Below are 25,523 nucleotides of genomic sequence, written 5' to 3'. Positions count from 1 at the left end.
CCGTTGTAAGCCACAGTAAGGGACTGCGAGCATCCGCTTAAATTCAGCGGCGCGACTTTTGACAGTCTAATTATTTTCGTTATAAAACTTATGCATGAATATTGACGCTTCTTACGCCCAACTACATCGCGGCGGCACCTCGGTCATCGTTGACCTGAGCACACCAGGCATCCCCGCGATCGTCCATTGGGGGCCCGCCACAGGTAAGTTGCCGGAATCCGAGCTGGCGGCCATTGCCATCGCCGCGCGTCCCCAGCGCGTGTCAGGCGGAATTGACGTTCCCGCACGGTTGACGCTCCTGCCCCAGGAAGTGTTTGGGTGGCAGGGTTCACCGGCCCTCCTGGGTCAGCGCAACGGCACAGCATGGGCCAGCGCATTAAGCACGACGGCGGTCACCTCCACCGCGCACAGCCTCACCATCACCTCCGAAGACTCCGCAGCCAAACTGCGCTTGGTCACCGAAGTGGCTCTAAGCCCCCATGGCGTGCTGCAACAACGGCACACCCTGACGAACCTGGGATCCACTGACTATCAGCTGCACCAGCTCGCCACACTCTTCCCGTTGCCTGCGACGGCCACCACCATTCAAGACGCCACTGGGCGCCATTTGAAGGAACGGTCCGTCCAGCAGCGTCCTCTCACCGTCGGCGCACACGTGCGCGAAAGTCGCCGAGGTCGTCCCGGCGCAGACGCAACACTGCTCATGTTGGCCGGCTCTGCCGGCTTTGGCCATCGCAGCGGCCTGGTCCACGGCGTCCATCTGGCCTGGAGCGGAAACCATCGGCTCAGTGCCGAACGCACCATTACCAGCGACAACTTCTTAAGTGCCGGAGAGCTGCTGCTACCCGGGGAAGTAGTGCTGGCGCCAGGGGAAAACTACTCCACCCCTTGGGCACTCGGCTCCTGGGGCATCGGCTTGGACGAGTTGTCTGGGCGTTTCCATCAAGATTTGCGCCAACGCCCGCAGCATCCCTCCCGGCCGCGCCCTGTCACCTTGAACACCTGGGAGGCCGTCTACTTCGACCACGATCTCGCCACCTTGACGACCCTGGCAGACAAGGCCGCCGCCGTCGGCGTGGAGCGTTTTGTGCTTGACGATGGCTGGTTCCTGGGCCGCCGGGACGACACCGCCGGTTTGGGTGACTGGTTTGTTGATCCCGGTGTGTGGGCCCAGGGCCTGGGCCCCATCATCAACCACGTCCACGAGCTTGGCATGGAGTTTGGCCTGTGGTTTGAACCCGAAATGGTCAATCCTGACAGTGAGCTGGCCCGTAACCATCCCGAGTGGATTCTGCACGCCGACGGCCGTTGGCCCGCCAGTGGCCGCCAACAACAAGTGCTCAACCTGGCCCACCCGGATTGCTTTGACTACCTGCTCGAACGCATCAGTGCCATCCTTGGCGAGTACCCCATCAGCTATATCAAGTGGGACCACAACCGGGACCTGCTCGACGCCGCCGATCCGCGCACCGGCCACGCCGCTGTCCGTGAAACCACACTGGCCTTGTACCGGTTGCTGGCGGAGCTGAAATTCCGGCACCCCGACGTGGAGATTGAAAGCTGCGCTTCCGGTGGTGCCCGCGTGGACCTTGGCATCTTGGACTACACGGACAGGATCTGGACGAGCGACTGCATCGACCCGATCGAAAGGCTCGACAATCAGGCCAACACCGGCCTACTGGTCCCCTACGAGCTGATGGGCGCCCACATCGGTGGGCCCATCTCGCATTCCACCCGTCGCCAACACAGCCTCGGGTTCATGGCCCGAACAGCCATCTTTGGTCACTTCGGCATCGAATGGAACATCACCGATATCAGCGAGGCACAAACCGCGGAACTTGCCCAGTGGGTGGCCTTCCACAAGGACAACCGGGAACTGTTCCACACAGGCATCTCTGTTCACGCCGATCTCGCCGATCCCGCCTTGGACGTGCGTGGTGTGGTGGCCCAGGACGGCGAGCGCGCCGTCTTTGCACTCACCCAGCGAGAAGCCTCGATTACGTACCCTTCGGGCCGGATCGCCCTGCCCGGTTTGTCCCCCGAGGGCCGCTACCGCGTGACCTTGTCGCATCCTCTCGATGACGAAGTCGGCAATGGGCAATCCCCGCTGGACTGGCCCCTGCATGAGAGCGTGCTCTCGGGCACCGTCCTGGGCGCCGTGGGCATCGCCGCCCCTGTCCTCTTCCCCGAACAATCGGTGCTCATCATGCTCGCCAGGGTTGACGCCGAAGCTGCACCAAGCAGCTAAACGCGTAGCAACACCTCACTGGTGGGCGGGCCCTTGAACGGGACCTGCCCACCAGTGGAGAGTGCCGCCGTCGTAGGGCTCAGGCGGAATCTCGCCACACGATGGATGTTTCCAGGTACACGCCACCGCGGTTGATCTCCTCGCCCCTCAGCTGGGCCAGGACCAGTTCGGCGGCCTGCGCGCCGAGCTCGGAGGCGGGCTGGCGCACCGTGGAGAGCGGGGGGTTGGTGCGCTGCGCCCAGACGCTGTCATCGAATCCGACCACGGCGATATCCTCGGGGACCCGGCGGCCAATCCGCTGCAGCACGCTCAACGCCCCCGCAGCAACGGCGTCCGAGGCTGCGAAAACCGCATCGATGGTGGGGCATCTTTCAAGAAGTTCGCGCATGCCGGCAATGCCGGCGTCAAAGGAGAAGTGCTCCACCATCGCTACGAGCTCGGGGCGATAACTCGATCCCAGGGCGTCCTCAAAACCGGCAAGTCGATCGGCTCCCGCTGCGCGACCCAAGGCAGAAGCGATCATGCCGATCTGCGTTCGCCCCGAGGCTTTGAGCCGTGCCGTAATCTCTGCCGCCGCCTTCTTGTTGTCGATGGACACGAAAGGAAGCGGGCGATGATTGGGCGGCAACCCCACGAAAGCCGAGGCCATGGCCAGCTGCTCAATGAGCTCCGTGATGGGATCATTCTCGCCCGCTGAAATAACAATCGCACCGTCGATGGATCCGCCGTTGAGGTACTGCCCAATCCTGTTGACATCCAGCTCGGAATCGATAATCAAACACACCATCTGATACCCGGCTTGTGAGAGCACGGTATTCGCCCCGAGCATGATCGAGCCGATGTTTGGATCTTCCAAGAACAGCGCATGCGGCTCGTGAATGAGCAGCCCCACGGCTTGAGAGCGTTGGCGTACCAAGTTCCGGGCAGCCATGTTGGGAACATAGCCAACTTCCTTGATGGCCTTGTTCACGGCAACCCGTGCCTCATCGGAAACATAGGGTTCGCCGTTGAGGACCCTACTCACCGTTCCCCGCGAAATCCCTGCAACCGTTGCAACATCAAGAATGGTTGAGCGCTTTTTTCTGCCGGGTGAGGGAGTCATTCCTCAACCTTACCGGGGCTGTGAAGCAAGCCGACATCGAAAATAACTTGACAACTTTGTGACGCCAACCATAGTCTGTGTACGTTCACAGAAAATCGTTCCGCCGAATGGGGCACGCAAACCTGTGAACGTTCACAGAGGCGTGAGGCGTTGGCTGTGAATCATCACTTCGCACCACGTAAGGATTTTCATGCACAGCTCACACGAGGGGCCTCCCCGTCCAATCATCGATTTGGATTCCGGATTGGCCTTTGGGTGCGACTACAACCCGGAACAATGGGATCTCGCTGTTTGGGTTGACGATGTTGCCGCGATGAAGCAGGCAGGCGTCAACTTTGTTGCTATCAACATTTTTGGCTGGTCACACCTTGAGCCACGCCAAGGTGAGTACAACTTCACCAACCTCGACGCCATCATCGACTTGCTGCACGCAAACGGAATCAGCATCAACCTGGGAACGGCCACTGCCTCTCCCCCGCCATGGCTGACAACCACTTTCCCCGAGGTTCTGCCCAAGGTCGAAGATGGCACCCGGCGGTACCCGGGCGGGCGGCAGGCGTTCTGCCCCAGCTCACCGATCTACCGGCACCATGCCGCCCTCCTCGTGGAGCAGGTAGCCCAGCGCTACGGAAGCCATCCCGCCGTCGCACTGTGGCATGTGTCCAACGAAATTGGTTGCCACAACGCGCACTGCTACTGCGAAACCTCCTCGGCTGCGTTCCGTGACTGGCTGATGAAGCGCTATGAGAACCTTGATGCACTCAACACAGCGTGGGGCACCGATTTCTGGAGCCAGCGAGTTTCCGACTGGAACGAAATCTGGACACCCCGACTTACCCTCTCCAGCCGCAACCCCGGCCAGAGCATGGACTTCCGTCGCTTCAGCAGCGATGAACTGCGCAGCAACTACCTGCTCGAAGCGGACATCATTCGTCGGCACAGCGACATCCCCGTGACCACCAACTTCATGGTGACAGCCCACATCCGCAACATGGATTATTTCACGTGGACAGCGGACATGGACATCATCGCCAATGATCACTACTTGGATCACCGGCTGGGCGAGCCCACCACGGAGCTGTCGTTCTCCGCAGACCTCACCCGAGGACTGGCCAAGAATGCTCCGTGGATTCTCATGGAACACTCCACCGGAGGCGTCAACTGGCAGCCACACAACGTGGCCAAGGCGCCGGGCGAAATGCTGCGCAACTCCTTGGCTCATGTGGCCCGCGGTGCCGACGGCGTCTGCTTCTTCCAGTGGCGGGCCTCCCTCCAGGGATCCGAGAAGTTCCATTCCGCGCTCATGCCCCATGCTGGCAAGGACAGTCAGCTCTGGCGCGACGTTGTGGAACTGGGCGAAACCGTTGCCGGCTTGGCCGAGGTTGTTGGCAGCCGCGTTGAATCCAACGTTGCCTTCGTGTTCAGCTGGGAATCCTGGTGGGCAGTTGACGCCGAAACGCGTCCTTCCGCCGCAATCTCCTACTTGGAACAGGCCCACGCGATCTATGCGGCCTTCCATGCTCAGGGCATCACCGTGACCATGGTGGCCCCGGGCTCCGATCTGAGCGGATTCTCGCTCGTCGTCGTCCCCACCCTGTACATGATCTCCGACGCCCACGCCGCACAGATCAATGATTATGTGCAGAACGGCGGGCACGCGGTGGTCACCTTCTACAGCGGAATCGTTGACGACGAAGACCGTGTGCGCACCGGCGGCTACCCGGGCGCCTTCCGGGACATGCTAGGGATCCGCACCGAAGAGTTCGCCCCACTGCTGCCGGAGCAGGTTGTGGAACTCTCCGACGGCCGGACGTCCTCGCTCTGGGCCGAAAAGACCACCTTGCACGGGGCAACCGCCGTCGCTTCCTACGTTGATGGGCCAACGCCCGGTGGCGCTGCCGTCACGGTCAACGATTTTGGCCAGGGACGCGCTTGGTACCTCGGAACCGTCTTGGACCCGGCCGGATTGACCAGTGTTGTCCGCAACGCGCTCGACGGCGCAGGCGTGGCACCAGTTGCCCCCGAGGCGGACGCCAATCTGGAAATGGTGCGACGTACGGGTGCTGACAATTCTTATTTGTTCATCATCAACCACAGCCAACAGGAGCGCCGCGTATCCATCACGGGGCACGAGATTCTCACCAAAACTGACATTTCCCAGACACTCACGGTTCCTGCGGGAGCTGTACGTGTAATCCGAGAGGTAGTACTGCCATGAGCCGCACTGAACTGCTCAACGCTGAGCCAGCGGTGCTTGAAAACCGGAAGCCGAAGAACAAATTCAAGAAAGCGATCGTGCTCTTTGTAGCACCGTTCGGCGTACTCTTCCTCTTGTTCTACTTAGCTCCCATCAGCTATGCCCTCTACCAATCGTTCCTGAAGGTGGACCGGCAGGGCACATTCGGGAAGGCGAAGGAAGTATTCGGTGGCTTCACCCAATACATCGCCGTTTTCCAGAACGGCCCCTTCTGGGAATCCATCGGCAGGGTGTTCTTGTTTGGTGTCGTGCAAGTCCCGGTAATGCTGGGCTTGGCGCTCCTCTTTGCCTTGCTGCTGGATTCTCCGCTGGTCCGCGGTAAGAAGTTCTTCCGCCTCGCGTTCTTTGTTCCGTACGCAGTCCCCGGCGTCATCGCCGCCATCATGTGGGGATTCTTGTACTCGCCCAACCTGTCCCCGTTCACGGACGTCACCAGCAAGATCGACTTCCTCTCGGCCGACTTGGTGCTGTGGGCCATGGCCAATGTGGTGACCTGGGTCTTTGTTGGTTACAACATGCTCATCATCTACTCCTCGCTGCTGTCGATCCCGACGGAGATCTATGAGGCGGCACGGCTCGACGGCGCCGGGCAGCTACGCATTGCCCTGTCCATCAAGATTCCGCTAGTGACTCCCGCCATTGTCATGACGGCCATTTTCTCCATCATTGGAACACTGCAGCTTCTTGCCGAACCCCAGGTTTTCCGCACGTTCAGTTCTGCGGTCAACAGCACGTTCACACCTAACCTGGCGGTTCTGACCACCTCGTCCATCCCGAACATCCACCTGGCTGCGGCGATGTCTGTTGTCCTTGCGTTGACAACCTTCATTTTGTCTTTCGCCTTCCTTAAGTTCACCCACCCGAAGGGCAACTGATCGTGAACAAGCAAGCAACGAGCCCTTCGAAGCCGAGCAGCCGACGGCGTGAACCCGCCATAACCTATTCCCAGGCCCGCGGCCCCCGTGAGCAAATGCTCCCGCGTATGGGCGCCATGCTCATCATGGTGGTCTTCGCCTTTTACTTCCTCATCCCGATCTGGTGGCTCTTCGTTTCCGCAACGAAATCCAAGGGCGATCTGACCAGCACCAACCCGCTCTGGTTTTCAGAGGTCAACTTCTTCGAGAACGTCGGCAATGTCCTGACCTACCGCGACGGCGTATTCCTGCGCTGGATTGGCAACAGCCTGGCTTACGCCGGCGGTGGCGCCCTGGTAGCTACAGTTCTTGCCGGAATGTGCGGTTACGCCCTGGCTAAGTACAGCTTCAAGGGCCGGGAGCTGATCTTCAATGTCATTCTTGGCGGCGTGCTGGTTCCGGCAACAGCCTTGGCCCTCCCGCTGTTCCTCATGTTCAGCCAGATCAACGCGACCAATACCTTCTGGGCCGTATTCCTGCCCAGCATCGTGAGCCCGTTTGGTGTTTACCTGACCCGTATCTATGCCGGCTCAAGCGTCCCCGACGAGCTCATGGAAGCCGCCCGATTGGATGGTGCCAGCGAAGTTCGCACCTTCTTCAGCGTTTCGGTGAAGCTGATGTTCCCGGCTTTGGTTACCGTTTTCCTCTTCCAATTCGTCGCGATTTGGAACAACTTCTTCCTCCCGCTCATCATGCTGCGCGATGAGGCAAACTTCCCCGTTACCCTCGGGCTTTACACCTGGAACTCTCAGATCAACCAGATCCCTGAGCTCCGGATGTATGTACTGGTCGGCGCGCTGCTATCGATCATTCCGCTGATCGTGGCGTTCTTGTTCCTGCAGCGGTTCTGGCGCAGCGGACTGGGCGCAGGCTCGGTCAAATAGTTTTCACCCCTGCATTTTCTTATCCCTTTAAAACAATCACTTCAAGGAAGAAATGAAACCCTTTAAAAGCGCCATTGCAGTCGTCGTCCTTTCAGCCATTGCCCTCACCGGGTGCTCAAGCAGTGATTCGAGCGGCACTGCCGGTGCCGGTGCCGCCATCGATTGTTCACCGTCCGACACCCCTGTCACCCTCTCCTTCACATCATGGATCCCCGGGATTGAAGGCGTGGTTGAGGTTTGGAACAAGTCGAATCCGGACATTCAGGTCAAGGTGCAAACCGGGCCTAACGGGAACAGTGGAACGTACCAGAACTTCTTCAACCAGCTCAAGGCCGGCAACGCCCCGGACCTGGGGCAGGTTGAATACGATGCCCTGCCAAACTTCCGCGTTCAGGACGGTCTGACAAACATTGCCGCGTGCCAGGACGTAGCTGACGCAGAAAGCACCTTCATTCCGTGGGCATGGAATCAGGTCAGTTTCGGCGAAGAGGGAGCCGCTTACGGAATTCCCCAGGACACCGGCCCCATGGCGCTCTTCTACCGCAGCGATCTCTTCAAGGAGAACAACATTGCGGTTCCCACCACGTGGGAAGAGTTCGAAGCAGCTGCCGTTGAAGTCCGCAAGACCGGCAGCTACATCACCAACTTCTCACAGAATGACGTCAATCAGTTCGCCGGCCTGGTATGGCAGACCGGCGACACCTGGTTCAAGAACGACGGCGACAAGTGGGAAGTCGCACTGGCCGGCACCGGAAGCACCACCGTTGCGAAATACTGGCAAGACCTGATCGACCGCGACCTTGTTTCCAGTTACCCCGGTTGGACGTCCGAATGGGACAACGCCTACAACACTGGCAAGGTCTGGAGCTGGAACTCTGCAGTATGGGGCGCAAACTCCATCGCATCCGGAGCACCTGACACCGCAGGAAATTGGAGCGTCGCTCCGATGCCCCAGTGGAAGAAGGACGATAACACCAGTGGAAACTGGGGCGGTTCCTCAACGGTTGTCTTCACCGGTTCCGAGCACCCCTACGAAGCTTCAAAGTTCGCGCTCTGGCTCAACACCTCAAGCGAATCCCTGACCTTGCTTAACGAGTCCGCAAACCTGTACCCGGCTACAACGGCTGGACTGGATCTCCCCTCGCTGAAGAACGGCGTCGAATTCTTCGGCGACCAGAAGATCTATGACGTATTTGCCGCTTCGGCCAGCCAAGTTTCCAGCACTTTCGTGTGGGGCCCGACAATGACCCAAACCTACAACAGCGTGTCAGACGGCTTCAAAGCAGCCGTTACCGGCAAGGGAACTCTTCTGGATTCGTTGAAATCCGCTCAAGACGCAACAATCAAGGAACTCACCACCCAATCAATTCCCGTGGCTGAATAACCACAGCCTTGCTCGGAACACAATGAGGGGCAGACCAATTGGTCTGCCCCTCATTGTGTTCCGCTGGGCTCGACATCTCCCTGACCGGGCGGAGCGTCACGTTCCTTGGTGCGCTACACAATGAATTAGAAAATCAGCCACGCCACAACCAGTACGACGGCGATCAGCGGGAAGGTGAGCTGCACCAGTGCCGCTTTTGCTTTCGCAGGCGATGAAATAAGCAGAACCAGGCCCGCGGCAAGCATGGAACCTGCCCCGGCCAGGACCAGCGCGGCACCCACCCCGTGGTGGCCGGCGGCGGCAGCGATGATGCCGGCCGCGGTCACCACGGCCAGGAACAGGTTGTAAAAACCTTGGTTGAAGGCAAGTTCCTTGGTCGCGTTCGCTTCTTCAACAGAGGTGCCGAACGTCTTCCTGGTGCTCTCCTCTGTCCAACGCAGCGATTCCAGTACAAAGATGTAGACGTGGACTAGCGCGGCGAGGGCGGCAACGATGAGGGCAGCGGTAAGCATGTGAATCCTTCGGTATGGGGTTGTGTTAGCCGCGCGGGATGTTGCGCAGGTTGGAGCGGGCCATGCTGACGGCCTCGCCGGCTCCCTTGTTCAGGACTATCTTGGACATGGCCGTGGCAAAACCGATGATCTGCCCGCCCTTGATCTTAGGCGGAATCGACAGGGCATTGGGGTCGGTGATCAGTTCCACCAGTGAGGGTCCGTTGTGGGCGAAGGCGGCTCGGTAGGCGTCGGCGATATACGCCGGGTCCGAGACGCGCACGGCGTGGAAGCCCAGCGCCGCCGCTACGGCGGCATAGTTGACGTCGGGGACATCCACGCCAAAGTCCTGCAGCCCGTCCACCAGCATTTCCAGTTTCACCATGCCCAAGGTGGAGTTATTGAACACCACCACATTGATCGGCAGCTTGTGGGCGGCAACTGTGATCAATTCACCCAGCAGCATGGACAGGCCGCCGTCGCCGGAGACGGAGATGACCTGCCGGTCCGGGTAGGCGGCTTGCGCCCCGATGGCTTGGGGCAAAGCATTGGCCATGGAACCGTGCAGATAGGAACCAATCAATCGCCGCGTGCCCAGGGGGTTGATGTAGCGGGCCGTCCAGACATTGCACATGCCGGTGTCGGCGGTGAAAATCGCGTCGTCAGCGGCAATCTCATCAAGCAGGGAGGCTGCGTATTCCGGGTGGATGGGGACCAGCTTGTCAGCCTTGCGCGTGTAGGCGCCCACCGATTTGTTCATGAGTCGGTCGTGTTTTTTCAGGATTGCATCGAGGAACTTGGAATTCTCCTTCTCCTCTATCAGGGGCATAAGCGCCTGGAGGGCAGGCAAAACGTCGCCGTGAACAGCAATGTCCACATCCGTTCGCCGCCCCAAATGCTCCGGCGCCCTGTCCACCTGCGCGGTTCTGGTGGAAGGCAGGAACTGGTCATACGGAAAATCGGTGCCAAGCATGATCAACAGGTCAGCGTCTTCGATCCCCTCTGCGGCTGCGCCGTAGCCCAACAGCCCGGTCATGCCGATGTCGTACGGGTTGTTGTATTGGATGAAGTCCTTGCCGCGCAGGCTGTGGCCGATCGGGGCATTGATTTTAGCTGCCAGAGCCACCACCTCATCATGGGCGCCCTGCACGCCGGCACCGGCAAAGATAGCTACCTTTTGGGCGCCGTTGATGGCATCGGCCAACTCCTTGATACTGTCCGGGGCCGGCACCAGCGTGGCCGGACGCAGAGGGCGCTGCAGGGGCGATGGTGCAGTGGCGGGCAGGCTGGCAATGTCGCCGGGCAGCGTCACCACAGCCACCCCGCGCAAGCCCACAGCATGTTGGATCGCGTTGTGAAGCACCCGCGGTGCCTGGTCGGAGGTGCTAATCAACTCCGAGTACACCGAACATTCACCAAAAAGTCGGTCTGGGTGGGTCTCCTGAAAAAAGCCGCTGCCAATTTGCACGCTGGGCAGGTGCGAGGCGATGGCCAGCACGGGTGCGCCCGTGCGGTTGGCGTCATAGAGGCCGTTCATCAGATGCAGGTTTCCTGGCCCGCAGGAACCGGCACACACGGCCAGCTCCCCCGTCAGTTGCGCTTCGGCGCCTGCTGCAAAGGCCGCGGCTTCTTCGTGACGGACGTGGATCCAGTCGATCCCGCCGTTGCTGGAGCCGCCGGTTTTACGCACCGCATCCACTAGAGGGTTGAGGCTGTCCCCCACTATCCCGTAGATGCGCCGCACACCGGCTGACTGTAATTGTTCGATCAGTTGGCTGGCAAGTTCCTTGGCCATGGCTGGCCCTCCCGCTGTTGGGTGATCCTGGGTGAACGCTTTGATGCCAATATAGTCCCCGCGCCCGTGATTCGGGCACGCAAAACGGGGCCAAGCCACGATAACGGCACATCGTGCCACCTATCGCGCGGCTAGACCCCGTTTACTAGGTTTCGCGCCGGCTTGGTCCCGCTCTCGCGGAGCCCTCACCGTTATTTGGCTGCCGCCGCTGCTTTCACGGTTTCGATCGCGTCGCGGACGGCCGGAAACAGCGGATGCTCGGGTGCCAGCCCCGTGATCCTTTCAGCAGCTGCGGAGGCCGTGCTGCCGTTGAGGATCTCGGCAAGCTCCACAGCTTCGGCGTCACTTTCGTCAGTGAATCGCAGTGCCGCTTCAACAGCTTCAAGCAACGCCACAGGGGCGACACCGTTCTCGGCCAGCTCGGCAGCCGGGCCGATGAACCGTTCGTGGCGGCCGAGTTTGCGCAGCGGTGCACGACCAACGCGCCCCACCGTGTCCGGCAGGTATTGGTTGGAGAACCGCACCAGGATCTTTTGGACGTAGGCCTCCTGCTCCGCCTCGTCAAACCCGTGCTTCTTGACCAAGAGGGCCTTGGTTTCCTCCAGCACGGCCCGCACCTTGGCCTTGACCGCGGGGTGTGCCATGGCGTCGGAGATTTTTTCAATGCCGGCGGCGTAGCCAAAGTAGGCCGTGGCCGCGTGGCCGGTATTCACCGTGAACAGCTTGCGTTCAATGTAGGGCACCAAATCGTCCACAAAGGTGGCCCCGCCGATCGCGGGCTCGCTGCCATGGAACGGGGTTTTGTCGATGACCCATTCAAAGAAAGACTCCACAGTGACATCCAGGCCCTGGCCCGGCGCCTGGTTGGGCACAATCCGGTCCACAGCCGTGTTGGCGAACACGGCGCGGGCATCAACAGCCGCCTCATCCACCGCGTTGTCAGCCCGGATGGCTGCCTCCAGGATGTCAGTGGCATTGATCGCATTCTCACACGCCATGACCTGCAATGGTGCCAAGGCGGCGTCGCGTGCTGCGATGCCGCGGGCAATCAGCGGTGCAACGAACTTGAGGATATTCGGGCCCACAGCTGTGGTGACCATGTCCGCCGTCGCGATTTCGGCGACCACAAGTTCCGGTGTGAGCGCTGAGTTCAGCGCCCGGAAGTTGTCCACGGTGTGCACGGCAGGGTGCTCACCCACTTCATGGACGCTGTAAGAATCCGCGGCGGCAAGCTCGTTGATGAGGGCCTCGGCGACGTCGGCAAAGACAATCTCGTAGCCGGCTTTGTGGAGCAGCAGCCCAACAAATCCGCGACCGATATTTCCGGCACCAAAATGAACTGTTTTCACTATGCGTTGACCTTTCCAAAGATGTCCAAAACCTCGTCGACACTGGTGGCGTTTTCCAGCCTGGCCACCTGGTCTTTGTCGGTAAAGACCCGTGCGATCGAGGACAAGATTGCCAGGTGCTCGTTGTTCACCCCGGCCACGCCCACCACAAACTTCACGGGCTTGCCGTTCCAGTCGATGCCGTTCGGGTAGTGAATGACGGAGACGGCCGAGGAGATGATGTTGCCCTTGGCCTCGTTGGTGCCGTGCGGGATGGCCAGGAAGTTGCCCATGTATGTGGACACCGATTCCTCGCGCTCATGCATGGCCCTGACGTACACGGCATCCACGGCTCCGCGGGCCAGCAAAAGCGCCCCGGACTCATCGATGGCGCCGTCCCGGGTGGTGGCGGTGCCTTTGAGGATCACACTTTCGCGGGCCAGAATGTTGCTGCCCACCGGAGCTTCAACCACCTCGTCTGGTGCGTCGGCGAAGGAGCCGGCGGCCGAGTTTTTGGCACGGACCAGCTCCACAATTTCGTCATACCGGGGGCTGTTCATGAAGTTGTCCACGGAGACGTGCACGGCACTGGCTGTGGCGGGGGCGGCACGGGCGGCCAAGTCCTGGTGAGTCACGACGACGTCGTATGTGTCAGTCAGGTTGGCGATGGCCGAGTTGGTGACCTTGACTTCCGGGAAGCCCGCCTTCTTGATCATGTTGCGCAGCACCGAGGCGCCCATGGCGCTGGAGCCCATGCCGGCGTCGCATGCGAAGACAACAGTGCTGATCGGGCCCTTGGCACCGTCGCCCGCGAGGGCGAACGCGACCGAGCTCTTCTTGCCCTTCAGTGCTTCCATTTTGGCGGTGGCGTCGCCCAGGCCGTCGCTGTCGGCAGGGATCGGGCTGATCTTCAGAATGAGGGAGCCAATCGCAAAGGAAACGGCGGTGGCCGCTACCACCGACAAGGCAACACCGAAGTAGCTGTCCTTGGCTGTCATCGCAAAGACAGCAAAGATGCTTCCCGGGGCAGCCGGGGCAACCAGACCCGCCCCGGTCAGGACCAGCATGAAGATGCCCGTCATACCGCCAGCGATGGCTGCCATGATCATGATCGGCTTCATCAGAATGTACGGGAAGTAGATCTCGTGGATGCCGCCGAGGAACTGAATCACTGCCGCGCCCGGGGCAGAAGCCTTTGCCAAGCCTCTGCCGAAGAAGGAGTAGGCGAGCAGGATGCCCAAGCCTGGGCCGGGGTTCGCTTCAAGCAAGAAAAGGATGGACTTGCCGTTGGCAAGTGCTTGTTCGGTGCCCAGCGGGGTCAGGATCCCGTGGTTGATGGCGTTGTTCAGGAACAGAACCTTGGCGGGTTCGATGAAGATGCTTGTCAGCGGCAATAGCCCGTTATTGACCAGGAATTCAACCACGCGTCCGGCGCCGTTGCTGAAGGCCAGCACCACCGGGCCCACCACCACCAGACCGATCACGGCCATGATGCCGGAGAGGATACCGGCGGAGAAGTTGTCAATGAGCATCTCAAAGCCTGGCTTGACCCGGCCTTCCCAGACCTTGTCCAGTTTCTTCATCACCCAGGCGGTCAGCGGACCCATGATCATGGCACCAATGAACATGGGGATGTCCGTACCCACAATGACACCCATGGTCGCCACAGCACCCACCACGCCACCGCGGACTCCGTGGACCATCTTGCCGCCCGTGTAACCAATCAGGACGGGCAGCAGATAGGTGATCATGGGGCCAACCATGGCCCCGAGGGTCTCGTTGGGGAAGAAGCCCTTCGGGATGAAGAGGGCTGTAATGAGGCCCCAAGCAATGAATGCCCCAATGTTGGGCATAATCATGCCTGAGAGGAAGGTGCCGAATTTCTGCACCCCAACTCGCACGCCACCCTTGGGGGCGGCCACTGATTGTGTTGCCATTGTTATTCCTAACCGTGAGTCCTGCGCCTGTGCAGGAGTAACTGGTGATGTTTACTGGTTATTTCAAGAATTTTTGGAAATGCGATCAAGCCACTCCAGGAACAACTTCAATTCAGACGTTGAGAGTTGTTCCGGGTTGGACGATTCAAGCGCGGCGTTGAGGGCGATGGCCGCCACCACCACCGATGATGCGCCCACTGGCGCCGCTGCCGTACTGAGTTCAAGCTCCGAAGAGACGGCGGAGATCACCGCTTCCCGGGTCATATCGGATAAATCGAAGTTCCTGTCGGCCGCAGGTTCCGCAAGAAGCATCAAAGTGACCCCCACATTGGCTGCCAGGATGCTTCTGGCCGCTTCCTTGGGTGAAACGCAAAGCTGTCCGGCCAAAGCCGCCTTCTCCAGCATTTCCTCCATGAAACCTTCAGCCTCAGCGACCCGCACCGGACGGCTCTCCGGGCGGATATTGCCGAACATCACCGAATACAGCTGTGGATTGTCCAAGCCGAACTGGAGATGGTTGTCCCAAATTTGGCGGACATCCTGCAGCGGACGGCCGCTCGGGGCAAAGTTGTGTTCACCGGCCACGTACTCTTCAAACCCGGCATCAATGACTGCGTTGAAGAGCCCTTCCTTGTCGCCAAAGTGGTGGTAGAGGGTAGGTGCCGTCACGCCGGCCAACTCGGTAATTTGCCGGGTAGATACTGGCGCACCCGCCGAATTAGCCAACAATTCGGCGGCAGCTTTTAGCAGCCTGACTTTCGGTGGAAGCTGGCTGTTGAAGTTCATGACTGCTACCCTAGCATCTATAGCAATGCTATATGAAGTACATCACAGGATATATTTTTAGGACACCCCGCAACCGCGGGACACCCACTGGCGGGCACCGCGGCCCACCGGCTGGCACTGAAGCCAGACAAAGAAATTGAGGAATTTCAATGCAGAGTTTCCCAGGAGTTGGCGTCAGCCCCGGACGAATTGTTGGAACCATTCGGCAAATGCCGAAACCCTTGGCTGAACCGCCTGCCGGGGAGAAACTGGCATCGGGGACCAGCGCCGCGGACGCAGCAGCTGCGCTTACGGTGGCAGCTAAGGCTGTTCAGGCCCAGTTGCGTGACCGCGCCGCTGTGGCCGGGCCCGACGCCAAGGCCGTCCTGGAAGCAACCGCTCTCATGGCTACGGATCCCATGCTCATCAAAGCGTCCGTCAAACTGATCAACACCGGCACTTCTGCAGAGCGGGCGGTGTGGGAAGCCGCCGAAGCCGTGGTGACCATGCTGGTGAATTTGGGCGGCTACATGGCCGAGCGGGCCGCAGACGTCCTGGACGTCCGCGCCAGGATAGTGGCCGCACTGCGCGGCATCCCGGCACCCGGCATACCCGCCTCCGAAGCACCCTTCATCCTCGTGGCCCACGACTTGGCACCGGCAGACACAGCCACGCTGGACCCCGCCAAGGTGATTGCCCTGGTCACGGCCGGTGGCGGCCCGCAGTCGCACACGGCCATCATCGCCCGTTCGCTCGGCCTGCCCGCAGTGGTCGCCGCCGCCGGTGTTGACACGCTGGCGGACGGGACGGAAGTTTATGTCGACGGTACGGCAGGGACCATCGCCACCGATCCCGGCGACACTGAGCGCTCGGCAGCGGCCGCTTGGGCAGCCAACGCATCATTCCTGACAGTTTTTGATGGGCAGGGTACGACGGCGGACGGCCACTTGGTCCCCCTCCTGGCCAATGTGGGCGGAGCCAAGGACGCCGTCAAGGCCGCGGCCGCCGGCGCCCAAGGCGTGGGGCTGCTGCGCACCGAGTTTTGCTTCCTGGAACGGGAAACAGAACCCTCCATCGAGGAGCAGGTTCAGGCATACCGTGGAGTGTTTGACGCATTCCCGGGCAAGAAGGTTGTGGTCCGCACCCTAGACGCAGGCGCGGACAAGCCGCTTCCCTTTTTGACCGACGCCGATGAGCCGAACCCGGCGCTGGGTGTGCGCGGCTACCGGACAGACATCTCAACCCCCGGGGTGCTGGAGCGCCAGCTCGCAGCCATTGCGGAGGCGGCCCAGGGAACCACGGCCCAGGTTTGGGTCATGGCTCCCATGATCTCCACTGCCGATGAGGCAGCCCGCTTCGCTTCCCTGTGCGCGGCGGCAGGACTGAAGACTCCTGGCGTCATGGTGGAAGTACCCTCCGCGGCAGTTACGGCGGAGTCAATCCTGGGCCAGGTCGAATTCGCCAGCCTGGGCACCAACGACCTGACGCAGTACACCATGGCCGCGGACCGCCAGCTGGGCCCCCTGGCCGCGCTGAACAACCCGTGGCAGCCCGCAGTGCTCCAGCTGGTTCGCCTGACAGTGGCCGGATCCATCGCGGAGGGAAGCGGGAAGCCCGTTGGCGTCTGCGGTGAGGCCGCCGCGGACCCTGCCCTCGCCGTCGTTCTGGTGGGCTTGGGCGTCTCAACACTGTCCATGACGGCACGGTCACTGGCGGCGGTGGGCGCAGTCCTTGCCACTGTGACACTGAAAGAAGCACAAGAAATTGCTACATTGGCCTTGCACGCAACAAACCCCACGGAAGCACGGGACCGGGCGCGGAAGAAATTGCCCATCCTCGCAGAACTTGGCCTCTGATTCTCTCCGGCCAACCCGAACCACAGCACCAATCAACCACAGCACCAATCACCAAGATGTCATTAACCACTCCCACAGGAGGAACCATGTCCGAACGTAAAGCAACCGTCGCCAGCAGCTCAGGATTGCACGCCCGCCCAGCTTCACTGTTTGCCGCAGCGGCCGGTGAAACCGGCGTTGAAGTCACCATCGCCATGGATGGCGCCCCGATCGATGACGCCATGGACGCCAGCAGCATCTTGTCGTTGATGACCTTGGGTGCCGAGCACGGCAGCGTGGTGGTCCTGCGGGCCGAGGGCGACGGTGCTGACGCAGCCCTGGACTCCTTGGTCCAAATGCTCGAAACGGACCTTGACGCACTCTGAGTGGTTTAGCCGCCGGCCACGGATTGAATGATCATCACTTCCCGGCCGGCGGCCACCTGGGTGGCCAGCCCATCCAGGCGACGCACATCGTCGCCGTCAACGTAAATGTTCACGAACCGCCGCAGCGCCCCTGTCTCATCGCGCAGGCGCCTGTTGAATTTTGGAAATTGCGCACCAATGACGTCCAGCAGTTGCGCCACACTGGCGCCGTCGCCAACGTCCAGGCGCAGCTCTTCGCTTCCGCCCACCATGGTTTGCAACAAGCGAGGAACCAAGACTGTCACTTCCTTGGCCATGACCACACCGCTAAAGCTCGACGGCGGCGGCACGGACACATAAGACGTCCGGCAGGTGCGTGAGGACTTCGACAAAGTGCTCGCCCTCGTTGGCGCTGGCATACACCGAACCGCCGCGAGTGCCAAAGTAAATACCGGCAGGTTCGGCATTATCAACGGCCGCCGCATCCCGCAGCACCACGTTGTAGTCGGGTTCCATCAACCCATCCGCCAACCGTTTCCAGGTCGCGCCGCCGTCGTCCGTGCGGTGCACCGCCATCTGGCCCTCTGGCGGAATCCGTTCACCGTCGGCCTTGATGGGCACAACCCATGCCGTGCCGGAGCGGCTCGGGTGGGTCAAGATGGTGAAACCGAAATCCGTGGGCAGTCCGTCCGCAATGGAATTCCAGGTATCGGCGTTGTCATCGGTACGGTACACGCCGTGGTGGTTTTGCGCGTAGAGGGTCCCGGAGCTGTTGGGGTCGCGGGCGATCTTGTGCACGCACTGGCCAAATTCCGGCAAGGGGTCTGGCATGAAATACGCCGTAATGCCCTTATTCCGGGCCTCCCACGTCTCTCCGTCATCGGTACTCCGGTACACGCCCCCGGTGCTCATGGCCACATGAATGGTGCCGGGATCGTTGGCGCTTGGCAGGACTGTATGCGCTGCCGCGCCACCAAATCCGGCACCCCATTCGGGGCGGTGCGGATGGTCCCAGAGGCCCCGGTTGAGCTCAAAATGCTCTCCGCCATCGGTGGATTTCCACACCGAAATGGGCTCACATCCAGCCCACACCACGCCTGGCTGGTCCGCACTGTCCGGCTGGATCTGCCATACGCGCTCCAGCGCCGCAGCTGTATCTGCCGGGAAGGTGATGGCTCCGTGGTCAGGCTCTTGCCAGGTGGCGCCAAAATCGTCCGAGTGGGCAACTGTCGGCCCCCAGTGTTCGCTGCGCAAGCCCACCATGATTCGGGTTTTGCCGCCCCTGGTGTCGATCCCGATGCTGGGGATCTCTTGCATCAAAAAGTGGGGGCCGGTGAAAGTGAAGTTCGATCTGTCGATACTGGTGCCCAGCCACAGACCTTTCTTGGTTCCCACGGCGAGCAGCGTAGTTATCGGCTGGTCCTGCGGCTGGTCATCCAAAGAATTCGGCTGCGCTCCATTGCTTGTCATGGGTTAAATTCGACCACCCCAACACCACGGCAACAAGAGTTACTAACCGGTAACTTCTGATCCCACACGCCCAATCCCGTATCCGGTGCGCCCGTCCCCGCTTTTCGCGCCCGTCCGGACGGGCGCGAAAAGCGGGGACGGGCGCGCTGGGCCGCAAAGTCCCATCAATACCCCCATGGGGTACTTGACCAATACCCTATGGGGGTATACATTGAAGGCATGACAAGCACCCAAACAGAACATCCCGGCCCGCACGGCTACAGCGAGGAAAAACAGGCCTACTTGCGCCGCCTCAAGCGCGCAGAGGGCCAGGTTCGCGGCATCGCCCGCATGGTGGAGGAGGACAAGTACTGCATTGACATCCTCACCCAGATGGCCGCCGTCAACAAGGCACTGCACGCCGTGAGCATCGGCCTCCTCGAGGACCACATTGCCCATTGCGTGGTCAACGCCGCCCATGAATCCCAAGAATCAGGCAACCCGGAGATCGTCTCCGAGAAGGTTTCCGAAGCCACCGCCGCCATTTCCCGCCTACTCAGGAGCTAATAGAGATGAACACCACCACCATCAACGTTTCAGGCATGACCTGCGGACACTGCATCAGCTCCGTTACCGAGGAACTGACCGCACTCAAGGGCGTGGAGACTGTTTCCGTGGACCTCAACGCCGGCAGTATCTCCGAGGTCACCATTACTTCCACCCTGACCCTTGACCCCGCCGAAATCAGCGAGGCCATCGCCGAGGCCGGCTACCTCATGGTTGCCAACAACGCCTAACCCGCTTTCAATTTAAGGAGCGCCATGAGCGCCTCAGATATTTTGACCCAAACCGCCACACCCGGCCCCCGCATGGTTGAGCTCGACATTGAAGGCATGACCTGTGCCTCGTGCGTCAGCCGGGTTGAACGCAAGTTGGGCAAACTCGAAGGCGTCAGCGCTTCCGTGAACCTCCCGCTGGAAACAGCCCAGGTCACGGTCCCCGCCGGCATGTCCAACCAACAAATCATCGACACCGTCAACGCGACGGGTTACAAGGCCCGGTTGAAGAATGTCCCTGCTGCCACATCAATGCCCAAGCACGACGCCGAACCCCACCACGAGCACGGCGCTCACCCAGGCGCCGCGCAGGAGCATACCGACCACATGGCACATGGCGGCACCGCCGCAACACTGCGCCCGCGGCTGATCCTGGCCGCCATTCTCACCATCCCTGTTTTCTTGATCTCCATGTTCCCGGCACTGCAATTCCCGCACTGGGGCTGGGTGGTGGGTGCCCTGACGCTGCCCGTGGTGACGTGGTCCGCCTGGCCATTCCACCGGGCCGCGGCCATCAACGCCCGGCACTTCGCCTCCACCATGGACACCCTGGTCTCCATTGGTGTCAGTGCGGCGTTCGCGTTCTCCACCGTCACCATGGTCATGGATCCGATGCTCACAGCACACGGCGCCCACATGAGCGGGCACGCGCCCCTGTACTTTGAGGTCTCGGCCGTGGTGGTGACGTTCCTGCTGTTGGGACGCTACCTGGAAGCCAAGGCGAAGGCCAGGGCCGGTGACGCGCTCAAGGCGCTGCTGAGCCTGGGCGCCAAGGAAGCCACTGTGCTTCGCGACGGCGTCGAGGTTAAGATCCCGGCGGACCAGCTGGCAGTGGATGAGATCTTTGTGGTCCGGCCCGGCGAAAAGATCGCCACGGACGGCATCGTCACATCCGGCACCTCGGCCGTGGACACCTCCCTTATTACCGGTGAGTCCCTGCCCGTGGACGTCACTGTGGATGACGGCGTCACAGGCGCCACGATCAACACCTCCGGCCGCCTGTTGGTGCGCGCCACCCGCGTCGGCGCGGAGACAACGCTTGCCCAAATGGGCAAACTGGTCAGCGCCGCACAGGCTGGCAAGGCACCTATTGCGCGCCTGGCGGACAGGATCAGCGCCGTGTTTGTGCCGATCGTGCTGGTCATTGCCGTCATCACTTTTGCACTGTGGCTGATCTTCAGCGGTGATATCCAGGCCGCCTTCACTGCCGCCGTCGCCGTTTTGATCATCGCCTGCCCTTGCGCCCTGGGACTCGCCACACCCGTTGGCCTACTGACCGGAACCGGCCGCGCTGCCCAGTTGGGCATCCTGATCAAGGGCCCGCAGGTCCTGGAAGACACCCGCACGGTGGACACCATCTTGCTGGACAAGACCGGCACCGTCACCGAGGGCAAGTTGAGCGTGGTCGACGTCGTGACCCTCGCCCAGATGCCGGCAAACGAGGTCCTGCGCCTTGCAGGTGCTGTGGAATCCCACAGTGAACACCCCATTGCCCACGCCATTGCCGAGCACGCCCGCACCCAGGGTGAGATGCCTCAGGTGGAGGACTTCACCTCAGCCCCCGGCGGCGGCGTACGGGCCCTGATCGAAGGCAGCACGGTGCTGGCTGGCCGGGCAGGCTGGCTGGAGGAAAACGGCGTCGAACTTTCCGATGCTGACCGCAAGGCATTGGTGACGCAGCAACAGCGCGGCACCACCGCCATCTGGGTGGCCGTGGACGGACAGGCCGCCGGCTTGATCGCACTCAAGGACACCATCAAGGCCGGTTCCGTTGAGGCCATTGCCAGGCTCAAGGAGCTGGGCTTGCGGCCCATCCTGCTCACCGGTGACAACGCCGCCGTGGCAGCCCAGGTGGCGGCAATCGTGGGGATACCACCTGCGGATGTGTTTGCCGATGTCCTGCCCGAGGGCAAGGTGGAGGCGGTCAAGAAGTTGCAGGCCGCCGGGGCCACGGTGGCGATGGCGGGCGACGGCGTCAATGACGCAGCAGCCCTGGCGCAGGCCGATCTTGGCATCGCGATGGGCTCGGGCACAGATGTTGCCATTGAGGCGGCAGACCTGACAGTCATGGGCAATGACTTGGGCCAGGTGGCCACGGCCATTGCGCTGTCACGGAAAACGCTTGGAACCATCAAGACGAACCTGTTCTGGGCGTTCTTCTACAACGCCATCGGCATCCCCGTAGCAGCACTTGGCTTGTTGAATCCGATGATCGCCGGTGCCGCCATGGCTGCCAGCTCGGTGCTGGTGGTGGCGAACTCACTGCGGTTGCGGCGCTTCGGCAAGTAGCCAAAAGGAGGTCCGGCGGGCAACCCCGCCGGACCTCCTTTTTGTCTGGGGACAGCTAGTCTCGCGCGGGACTCGCATCGGCATCCGCCACGTCCAGGTCCACAAGGTAGCCGCCACCACGCGTGAACGGCCCGCGCAACTCGTCTAGACGCACCATGACCACGCCAAACATGATGAACAATCCACCCATCAACTGGATGAGCCGGGGCAGCTCGCCCAGCAGGATCCACGCCCAAATGACGGCAAAAAGCACTTCGAACAACGCCACAAAGGAGGCCACCTTGGACCCCAGCCCGCGCGTGGCAATAATGCCCACCACATAGGCGAACACGGTTGTCACCAGTACCAGGCCCAGAACCGGCACAAACCAGGGCACCTGGTTTCCCGCGAACACCACATCGCTGGTGGTGTACGCCAGCGGCATCACACCCACCAGCCCCATGCCAATGATCGCTGCGGCGCCCACAGCCATGCCGCCGCCAGCCATCAGGATCGGCGGCACGTTGTCGTCGGCACGGGCTGACATGACAAAGTAAAACGCCGAGCACACGGCCGCGGCCAAACCCCAGAGGATGCCCTCCACGCTGACCTGCTGGCTGCCGGCAAGATCGAGCACCAAAACCAACCCGCCCATGGCACTCGCTGCACCCAAAATCGTCAGGGCACGCGGCCGCTGGCGGGTCATCAGCCACGCCCACGCCACCAACAGCACGGGCGAGAGGTATTCCAGCAACAGGGCCACACCCACCGAAAGGTGCGCCACGGCGTTGAAGAAGAACAGCTGGCACAGGGCTATCGGGACAATTCCGTAGATAGCTATGCGCAGCAGCGAGCCCTTCACCGCGTGCCACTGCCGGACCAGAGTGATGATGACAGGAATGAGCAGGACAGCGGCGGCGCCGCCAATGCGGATGGCGACGGCCGCGCCCGGGGACCAGCCGGCGTCGAACAGCGACTTGGCAAAGGAGCCGGACAGGGCAAATGCCGCAGCCGAAACAAAGGCCAGCAACAGCGCCGGCGAGGCCACGGGTGTTCGGGTTGCGGCAGTGGGCACAACAGCTGTGTTCTTGGAAGAGGGCATGAGAGCATCCGTATGTCAGGAGTGTAAGGCGTTAGACTAATGACACTACGCCCGTCAATTGTCAGGAGTCAACATGGTCTTTACTAATGACACGGAAGTGGCTTTGCAGTCAGCCGCCAATCTGATCAACACAGCACCCAGTTCAGTCGAAGCTGACCTGAGTGTCACGGGGCACGACACCCTGGCGAGCATGGATGATCTGGACGCGTTTGTGCTGCGGGAACAATTTAGCGGATCACGCGAGCATTCGCCCGCTGAGGTCAAGGCAGTGCGCGCCATGCGCAGCGAACTGCGGATCATCTTTACCGCGGATGAGGACACTGCGGCGGTCATGACCAATGCACTTCTGGCCCGCGCCCACGCACTGCCGCAACTGGTTAAGCACGACCAATGGGATTGGCACCTGCACGCAACAGCGCCAGCAGCTCCCCTGGCCCAGCGCATGGGGGTTGAGGCGGCCATGGCCCTGGTGGATGTGATCCGCGCCAAGGAACTGGGCCGGCTGAAAATATGCGCCGCACCGGACTGCCAGGCGGTGCTCATCGACCTGTCCAAGAACAGGTCCCGACGGTATTGCGATACCGGCAATTGCGGCAACCGAGCCCATGTGGCCGCCTACCGGCGTCGCAAATCAACCGGTTAAACACATCGAACGGGCAGTAGTTGTTGATGTTGGAGTCCAACATCAACAACTACTGCCCGTTCGATCTGGGGAAAGACGAGTTACTTCATGGTTCCTGCAGACACCGAGCCCTGAAGCTGGCGCTGGAAGAGGATGTACATGACCAAAACAGGAACAACCACAATGATGGCTGCCGCGAACAGTGAACCAAAGTCCACCGCGTAGCCCTGCTGGCCGGCGAAGGCAGCAATACCCTGCGAAAGAACATAGTTCTCACGCTTGGTGTTGATGGCCACGGGGATCAGGTACTGGTTCCACAAACCCAGGAAGTTGAAGATGGCAACGGATGCCATACCAGGCTTGGCCATGGGCAGCATGATCTGGAAGAAGGTGCGCCATTCACCGGCGCCGTCAATCTGTGCCGCTTCAGCAATTTCGCTCGGCAGAGCCTTGAAGAAGGAGAACAGGAAGAACACGGTGAAGGGAAGCGCGAACGCCACGTAGACAATGATCAAACCGGGCAAGGTATTCAACAGTCCCATGTTTTTCAAGATGAAGAACAAGGGCACAATGGCCAGGAAGATCGGAAACGTCAGGCCTGCGAGCATCAGGTAGTAGATGGCACGCGAACCCGGGAAGACAAAGCGAGCCAAAACATAGGCGCACATGGCCCCCAGCACCATCACGATGACGAGCGCAGCGCCCACCACAATGACCGTGTTGAAGAAGTACGATCCGATTCCGGCCGTGTTCCACGCGTTGACGTAGTTCTGGAACTGCCAAACCTCAGGCAGGGAGAACGGCGACGCAAAGATCTCTGACGTTGTCTTGAACGAGGAGAGCAGGGTCCAGCCCAGGGGCACCAGCACCAGCAGGGACCACAGGGCCAGCATGGTGTGCGAAACACCCGCTACCACCTTGTCGCCTTTAGTCTCCTGAGACTTGCGCTCAACATGTCCGTGGGCTGCCGGCTTGTTCTTAGCAATATTCAAAGCCATTATTCTGACACATCCTTGTTGCCGCCGGTCCAACGGTTCACCAGGAACACCAGTGCCGAGAAGATCAATGTAATTACTGCCAAGACCACACCCATGGCACAGGCAAGGCCGAACTGACCCTTGGAGAATGCCGTGGTGAACAGCTTCTGCGACATGACCAAGGTGGAGTTCTCGGGCCCACCCGTGGAGTTCAAGATGGACATGTACACAAATGCGTCCAAAGCCAGGATGCCCATGTAGACGTAGGCTGTCTGGATGTTGTCACGGATCAGCGGGATGGTGATGTTGATGGCCGTGCGGAAGCGGCCGGCGCCATCGATGCGGGCAGCTTCAAAGGTTTCAGCGGGGATGCCCTTGATGGCTGCGATGAACAAGATCATGTAGAAGCCAACAAAGCCCCACACAATAACAACCATCGAGGCGATCATGGCCGTGCGGGAATCACCCAGCCAGGGGAAGTCCTTGAAACCGTCCAGCCCAATGCCCGTCAGGATGCCGTTGAGCAATCCATTGTCCGGGTTGAAGATTTGCGCCCAGATGATGCCGATGACGACGGCGGGGATCACGTAGGGGAAGAAGGAGACAATGCGGTAGAAACCGGCACCCTTCAGGCCCTTGATCTGCCCGCGGCTGCTGCCACCAATGGTGACCAACGTTGCCAGCACCAGGGCCAGAATGACCGTAATGACAGGCAGGAAGATCGCCAGGACAATACTGTTTCGCACAGACAACATGAAGATGTCGTCATTGAAAAGCTTGACATAGTTGCCAAGGCCCACGAACGGCATGTTGTTGTCGAAGCCGCTCCAGCTGGTCATCGAGTAGTACACCGCCTGGACAAAAGGCGAGATCACGAAGACCAGATAGATCACCAACGGCAGTCCCAAAAAGACTGCCATGAAGCTGACCTTATCGAATGTCAATTTTTTCCGGCGCCGCCGGG

22 protein-coding genes are annotated in these 25,523 nt (G+C 60.9%); 11 read left to right on the top strand and 11 right to left on the bottom strand.

Annotated features, from left to right (window positions below; translation table 11 throughout):
- Nucleotides 1–94: 94 nt before the first annotated feature.
- Nucleotides 95–2,248: an alpha-galactosidase gene (locus CVS28_RS17740; RefSeq protein ID WP_103482337.1), complete on the top strand. Its 2,154-nt coding sequence runs from the start codon at nt 95–97 to the stop codon at nt 2,246–2,248.
- A 79-nt stretch (nt 2,249–2,327) separates the two neighbouring features.
- Here the strand turns inward: CVS28_RS17740 and CVS28_RS17735 are convergent, their stop codons facing one another.
- Complete coding sequence (locus CVS28_RS17735) at nt 2,328–3,350, bottom strand: LacI family DNA-binding transcriptional regulator (protein WP_103467123.1); 1,023 nt, start codon at nt 3,348–3,350, stop codon at nt 2,328–2,330.
- 190 nt (nt 3,351–3,540) lie between these two features.
- On the opposite strand from CVS28_RS17735, the gene CVS28_RS17730 reads away from it, so the two are divergent.
- The 4 genes from CVS28_RS17730 (at nt 3,541) to CVS28_RS17715 (ending at nt 8,789) form a co-directional block, all read left to right on the top strand.
- Complete coding sequence (locus CVS28_RS17730) at nt 3,541–5,568, top strand: beta-galactosidase (protein WP_103482336.1); 2,028 nt, start codon at nt 3,541–3,543, stop codon at nt 5,566–5,568.
- Entirely contained in the window at nt 5,565–6,482 is a 918-nt protein-coding gene (locus CVS28_RS17725; protein ID WP_103467125.1) for a carbohydrate ABC transporter permease, read from the top strand. Before CVS28_RS17730 ends, CVS28_RS17725 begins: the two co-directional genes overlap by 4 nt.
- A 95-nt stretch (nt 6,483–6,577) precedes the next feature.
- Nucleotides 6,578–7,405 (top strand): carbohydrate ABC transporter permease, encoded by an 828-nt coding sequence (locus CVS28_RS17720; protein ID WP_165788198.1) that lies wholly within the window; start codon nt 6,578–6,580, stop codon nt 7,403–7,405.
- 52 nt (nt 7,406–7,457) lie between these two features.
- Nucleotides 7,458–8,789 (top strand): sugar ABC transporter substrate-binding protein, encoded by a 1,332-nt coding sequence (locus tag CVS28_RS17715; protein WP_103482335.1) that lies wholly within the window; start codon nt 7,458–7,460, stop codon nt 8,787–8,789.
- A gap of 125 nt (nt 8,790–8,914) precedes the next feature.
- On the opposite strand, the gene CVS28_RS17710 is transcribed toward CVS28_RS17715, so the two are convergent.
- From CVS28_RS17710 to CVS28_RS17690, 5 genes are all read right to left on the bottom strand, one after another.
- Complete coding sequence (locus tag CVS28_RS17710) at nt 8,915–9,301, bottom strand: DUF1304 domain-containing protein (protein ID WP_103467127.1); 387 nt, start codon at nt 9,299–9,301, stop codon at nt 8,915–8,917.
- A 25-nt stretch (nt 9,302–9,326) separates the two neighbouring features.
- On the bottom strand, nt 9,327–11,075 hold the full coding sequence (locus CVS28_RS17705; RefSeq protein ID WP_103467128.1) for a pyruvate dehydrogenase: 1,749 nt from the start codon (nt 11,073–11,075) through the stop codon (nt 9,327–9,329).
- 191 nt (nt 11,076–11,266) lie between these two features.
- Complete coding sequence (locus CVS28_RS17700; RefSeq protein ID WP_103467129.1) at nt 11,267–12,424, bottom strand: mannitol-1-phosphate 5-dehydrogenase; 1,158 nt, start codon at nt 12,422–12,424, stop codon at nt 11,267–11,269.
- Complete coding sequence (locus CVS28_RS17695; RefSeq protein WP_103482334.1) at nt 12,424–14,340, bottom strand: PTS mannitol transporter subunit IICBA; 1,917 nt, start codon at nt 14,338–14,340, stop codon at nt 12,424–12,426. The genes CVS28_RS17700 and CVS28_RS17695 overlap by 1 nt, the downstream gene beginning before the upstream one ends.
- A gap of 63 nt (nt 14,341–14,403) precedes the next feature.
- Complete coding sequence (locus CVS28_RS17690) at nt 14,404–15,126, bottom strand: TetR/AcrR family transcriptional regulator (RefSeq protein ID WP_103467131.1); 723 nt, start codon at nt 15,124–15,126, stop codon at nt 14,404–14,406.
- 149 nt (nt 15,127–15,275) lie between these two features.
- Between CVS28_RS17690 and ptsP the strand changes: the two genes are divergently transcribed.
- Together ptsP and CVS28_RS17680 are read left to right on the top strand one after the other, a co-directional pair.
- A complete protein-coding gene (gene ptsP / locus CVS28_RS17685; RefSeq protein ID WP_103482333.1) occupies nt 15,276–16,961 on the top strand; it encodes a phosphoenolpyruvate--protein phosphotransferase in 1,686 nt (561 codons plus the stop codon).
- A gap of 86 nt (nt 16,962–17,047) precedes the next feature.
- A complete protein-coding gene (locus tag CVS28_RS17680; protein WP_103467133.1) occupies nt 17,048–17,326 on the top strand; it encodes an HPr family phosphocarrier protein in 279 nt (92 codons plus the stop codon).
- 5 nt (nt 17,327–17,331) lie between these two features.
- Here CVS28_RS17680 and CVS28_RS17675 read toward each other — a convergent pair whose 3' ends face one another.
- Both CVS28_RS17675 and CVS28_RS17670 read right to left on the bottom strand, forming a co-directional pair.
- Nucleotides 17,332–17,622: a MoaD/ThiS family protein gene (locus CVS28_RS17675; RefSeq protein WP_103467161.1), complete on the bottom strand. Its 291-nt coding sequence runs from the start codon at nt 17,620–17,622 to the stop codon at nt 17,332–17,334.
- Nucleotides 17,623–17,632: 10 nt separating this feature from the next.
- A complete protein-coding gene (locus CVS28_RS17670; RefSeq protein WP_103467134.1) occupies nt 17,633–18,775 on the bottom strand; it encodes a WD40/YVTN/BNR-like repeat-containing protein in 1,143 nt (380 codons plus the stop codon).
- A gap of 219 nt (nt 18,776–18,994) precedes the next feature.
- Between CVS28_RS17670 and CVS28_RS17665 the strand changes: the two genes are divergently transcribed.
- The 3 genes from CVS28_RS17665 to CVS28_RS17655 are packed head-to-tail and all read left to right on the top strand — an operon-like array spanning nt 18,995 to nt 21,879.
- Nucleotides 18,995–19,321 (top strand): metal-sensitive transcriptional regulator, encoded by a 327-nt coding sequence (locus CVS28_RS17665; RefSeq protein WP_207767561.1) that lies wholly within the window; start codon nt 18,995–18,997, stop codon nt 19,319–19,321.
- 5 nt (nt 19,322–19,326) lie between these two features.
- Nucleotides 19,327–19,551 carry a heavy-metal-associated domain-containing protein gene (locus CVS28_RS17660; RefSeq protein ID WP_103467136.1) on the top strand — a complete coding sequence of 75 codons (225 nt, stop codon included), beginning with the start codon at nt 19,327–19,329 and terminating at the stop codon, nt 19,549–19,551.
- A 24-nt stretch (nt 19,552–19,575) separates the two neighbouring features.
- On the top strand, nt 19,576–21,879 hold the full coding sequence (locus CVS28_RS17655; protein WP_103482332.1) for a heavy metal translocating P-type ATPase: 2,304 nt from the start codon (nt 19,576–19,578) through the stop codon (nt 21,877–21,879).
- Between the two features lie 55 nt (nt 21,880–21,934).
- Here CVS28_RS17655 and CVS28_RS17650 read toward each other — a convergent pair whose 3' ends face one another.
- Nucleotides 21,935–22,960 carry an EamA family transporter gene (locus CVS28_RS17650; protein WP_103467138.1) on the bottom strand — a complete coding sequence of 342 codons (1,026 nt, stop codon included), beginning with the start codon at nt 22,958–22,960 and terminating at the stop codon, nt 21,935–21,937.
- A gap of 73 nt (nt 22,961–23,033) precedes the next feature.
- Between CVS28_RS17650 and CVS28_RS17645 the strand changes: the two genes are divergently transcribed.
- The gene (locus tag CVS28_RS17645) at nt 23,034–23,603 is read left to right on the top strand and encodes a CGNR zinc finger domain-containing protein (protein WP_103467139.1); all 570 of its coding nucleotides are present in this window, start codon (nt 23,034–23,036) and stop codon (nt 23,601–23,603) included.
- Nucleotides 23,604–23,683: 80 nt separating this feature from the next.
- On the opposite strand, the gene CVS28_RS17640 is transcribed toward CVS28_RS17645, so the two are convergent.
- Nucleotides 23,684–24,475, bottom strand: coding sequence for a carbohydrate ABC transporter permease (locus CVS28_RS17640; protein WP_243399967.1), 792 nt, complete (start codon nt 24,473–24,475; stop codon nt 23,684–23,686).
- A 104-nt stretch (nt 24,476–24,579) separates the two neighbouring features.
- Nucleotides 24,580–25,479: a carbohydrate ABC transporter permease gene (locus CVS28_RS17635; RefSeq protein WP_103467162.1), complete on the bottom strand. Its 900-nt coding sequence runs from the start codon at nt 25,477–25,479 to the stop codon at nt 24,580–24,582.
- Nucleotides 25,480–25,523: the final 44 nt, after the last annotated feature.

The sequence above is a fragment of the Arthrobacter glacialis genome, assembly GCF_002909415.1.
In the GTDB taxonomy this organism is placed as follows: domain Bacteria; phylum Actinomycetota; class Actinomycetes; order Actinomycetales; family Micrococcaceae; genus Specibacter; species Specibacter glacialis.
Note: the sequence above shows the minus strand (reverse complement) of the source record. Positions and strands in the feature narration are given on the sequence as shown.

What these genes read in the sequence shown, in the direction of transcription:
- CVS28_RS17710 (WP_103467127.1), bottom strand. Translation starts at nt 9,301, where the DNA reads ATGCTTACCGCTGCCCTCATCGTTGCCGCCCTCGCCGCGCTAGTCCAC.
- CVS28_RS17650 (WP_103467138.1), bottom strand. Translation starts at nt 22,960, where the DNA reads ATGCCCTCTTCCAAGAACACAGCTGTTGTGCCCACTGCCGCAACCCGA.
- CVS28_RS17725 (WP_103467125.1), top strand. Translation starts at nt 5,565, where the DNA reads ATGAGCCGCACTGAACTGCTCAACGCTGAGCCAGCGGTGCTTGAAAAC.
- CVS28_RS17665 (WP_207767561.1), top strand. Translation starts at nt 18,995, where the DNA reads ATGACAAGCACCCAAACAGAACATCCCGGCCCGCACGGCTACAGCGAG.
- CVS28_RS17730 (WP_103482336.1), top strand. Translation starts at nt 3,541, where the DNA reads ATGCACAGCTCACACGAGGGGCCTCCCCGTCCAATCATCGATTTGGAT.
- CVS28_RS17715 (WP_103482335.1), top strand. Translation starts at nt 7,458, where the DNA reads ATGAAACCCTTTAAAAGCGCCATTGCAGTCGTCGTCCTTTCAGCCATT.
- CVS28_RS17645 (WP_103467139.1), top strand. Translation starts at nt 23,034, where the DNA reads ATGGTCTTTACTAATGACACGGAAGTGGCTTTGCAGTCAGCCGCCAAT.
- CVS28_RS17695 (WP_103482334.1), bottom strand. Translation starts at nt 14,340, where the DNA reads ATGGCAACACAATCAGTGGCCGCCCCCAAGGGTGGCGTGCGAGTTGGG.
- CVS28_RS17740 (WP_103482337.1), top strand. Translation starts at nt 95, where the DNA reads ATGAATATTGACGCTTCTTACGCCCAACTACATCGCGGCGGCACCTCG.
- CVS28_RS17720 (WP_165788198.1), top strand. Translation starts at nt 6,578, where the DNA reads ATGCTCCCGCGTATGGGCGCCATGCTCATCATGGTGGTCTTCGCCTTT.
- CVS28_RS17635 (WP_103467162.1), bottom strand. Translation starts at nt 25,479, where the DNA reads ATGGCAGTCTTTTTGGGACTGCCGTTGGTGATCTATCTGGTCTTCGTG.
- CVS28_RS17680 (WP_103467133.1), top strand. Translation starts at nt 17,048, where the DNA reads ATGTCCGAACGTAAAGCAACCGTCGCCAGCAGCTCAGGATTGCACGCC.
- CVS28_RS17735 (WP_103467123.1), bottom strand. Translation starts at nt 3,350, where the DNA reads ATGACTCCCTCACCCGGCAGAAAAAAGCGCTCAACCATTCTTGATGTT.
- CVS28_RS17705 (WP_103467128.1), bottom strand. Translation starts at nt 11,075, where the DNA reads ATGGCCAAGGAACTTGCCAGCCAACTGATCGAACAATTACAGTCAGCC.
- CVS28_RS17660 (WP_103467136.1), top strand. Translation starts at nt 19,327, where the DNA reads ATGAACACCACCACCATCAACGTTTCAGGCATGACCTGCGGACACTGC.
- ptsP (WP_103482333.1), top strand. Translation starts at nt 15,276, where the DNA reads ATGCAGAGTTTCCCAGGAGTTGGCGTCAGCCCCGGACGAATTGTTGGA.
- CVS28_RS17640 (WP_243399967.1), bottom strand. Translation starts at nt 24,475, where the DNA reads ATGCTGGCCCTGTGGTCCCTGCTGGTGCTGGTGCCCCTGGGCTGGACC.
- CVS28_RS17655 (WP_103482332.1), top strand. Translation starts at nt 19,576, where the DNA reads ATGAGCGCCTCAGATATTTTGACCCAAACCGCCACACCCGGCCCCCGC.
- CVS28_RS17675 (WP_103467161.1), bottom strand. Translation starts at nt 17,622, where the DNA reads ATGGCCAAGGAAGTGACAGTCTTGGTTCCTCGCTTGTTGCAAACCATG.
- CVS28_RS17690 (WP_103467131.1), bottom strand. Translation starts at nt 15,126, where the DNA reads ATGAACTTCAACAGCCAGCTTCCACCGAAAGTCAGGCTGCTAAAAGCT.
- CVS28_RS17670 (WP_103467134.1), bottom strand. Translation starts at nt 18,775, where the DNA reads ATGACAAGCAATGGAGCGCAGCCGAATTCTTTGGATGACCAGCCGCAG.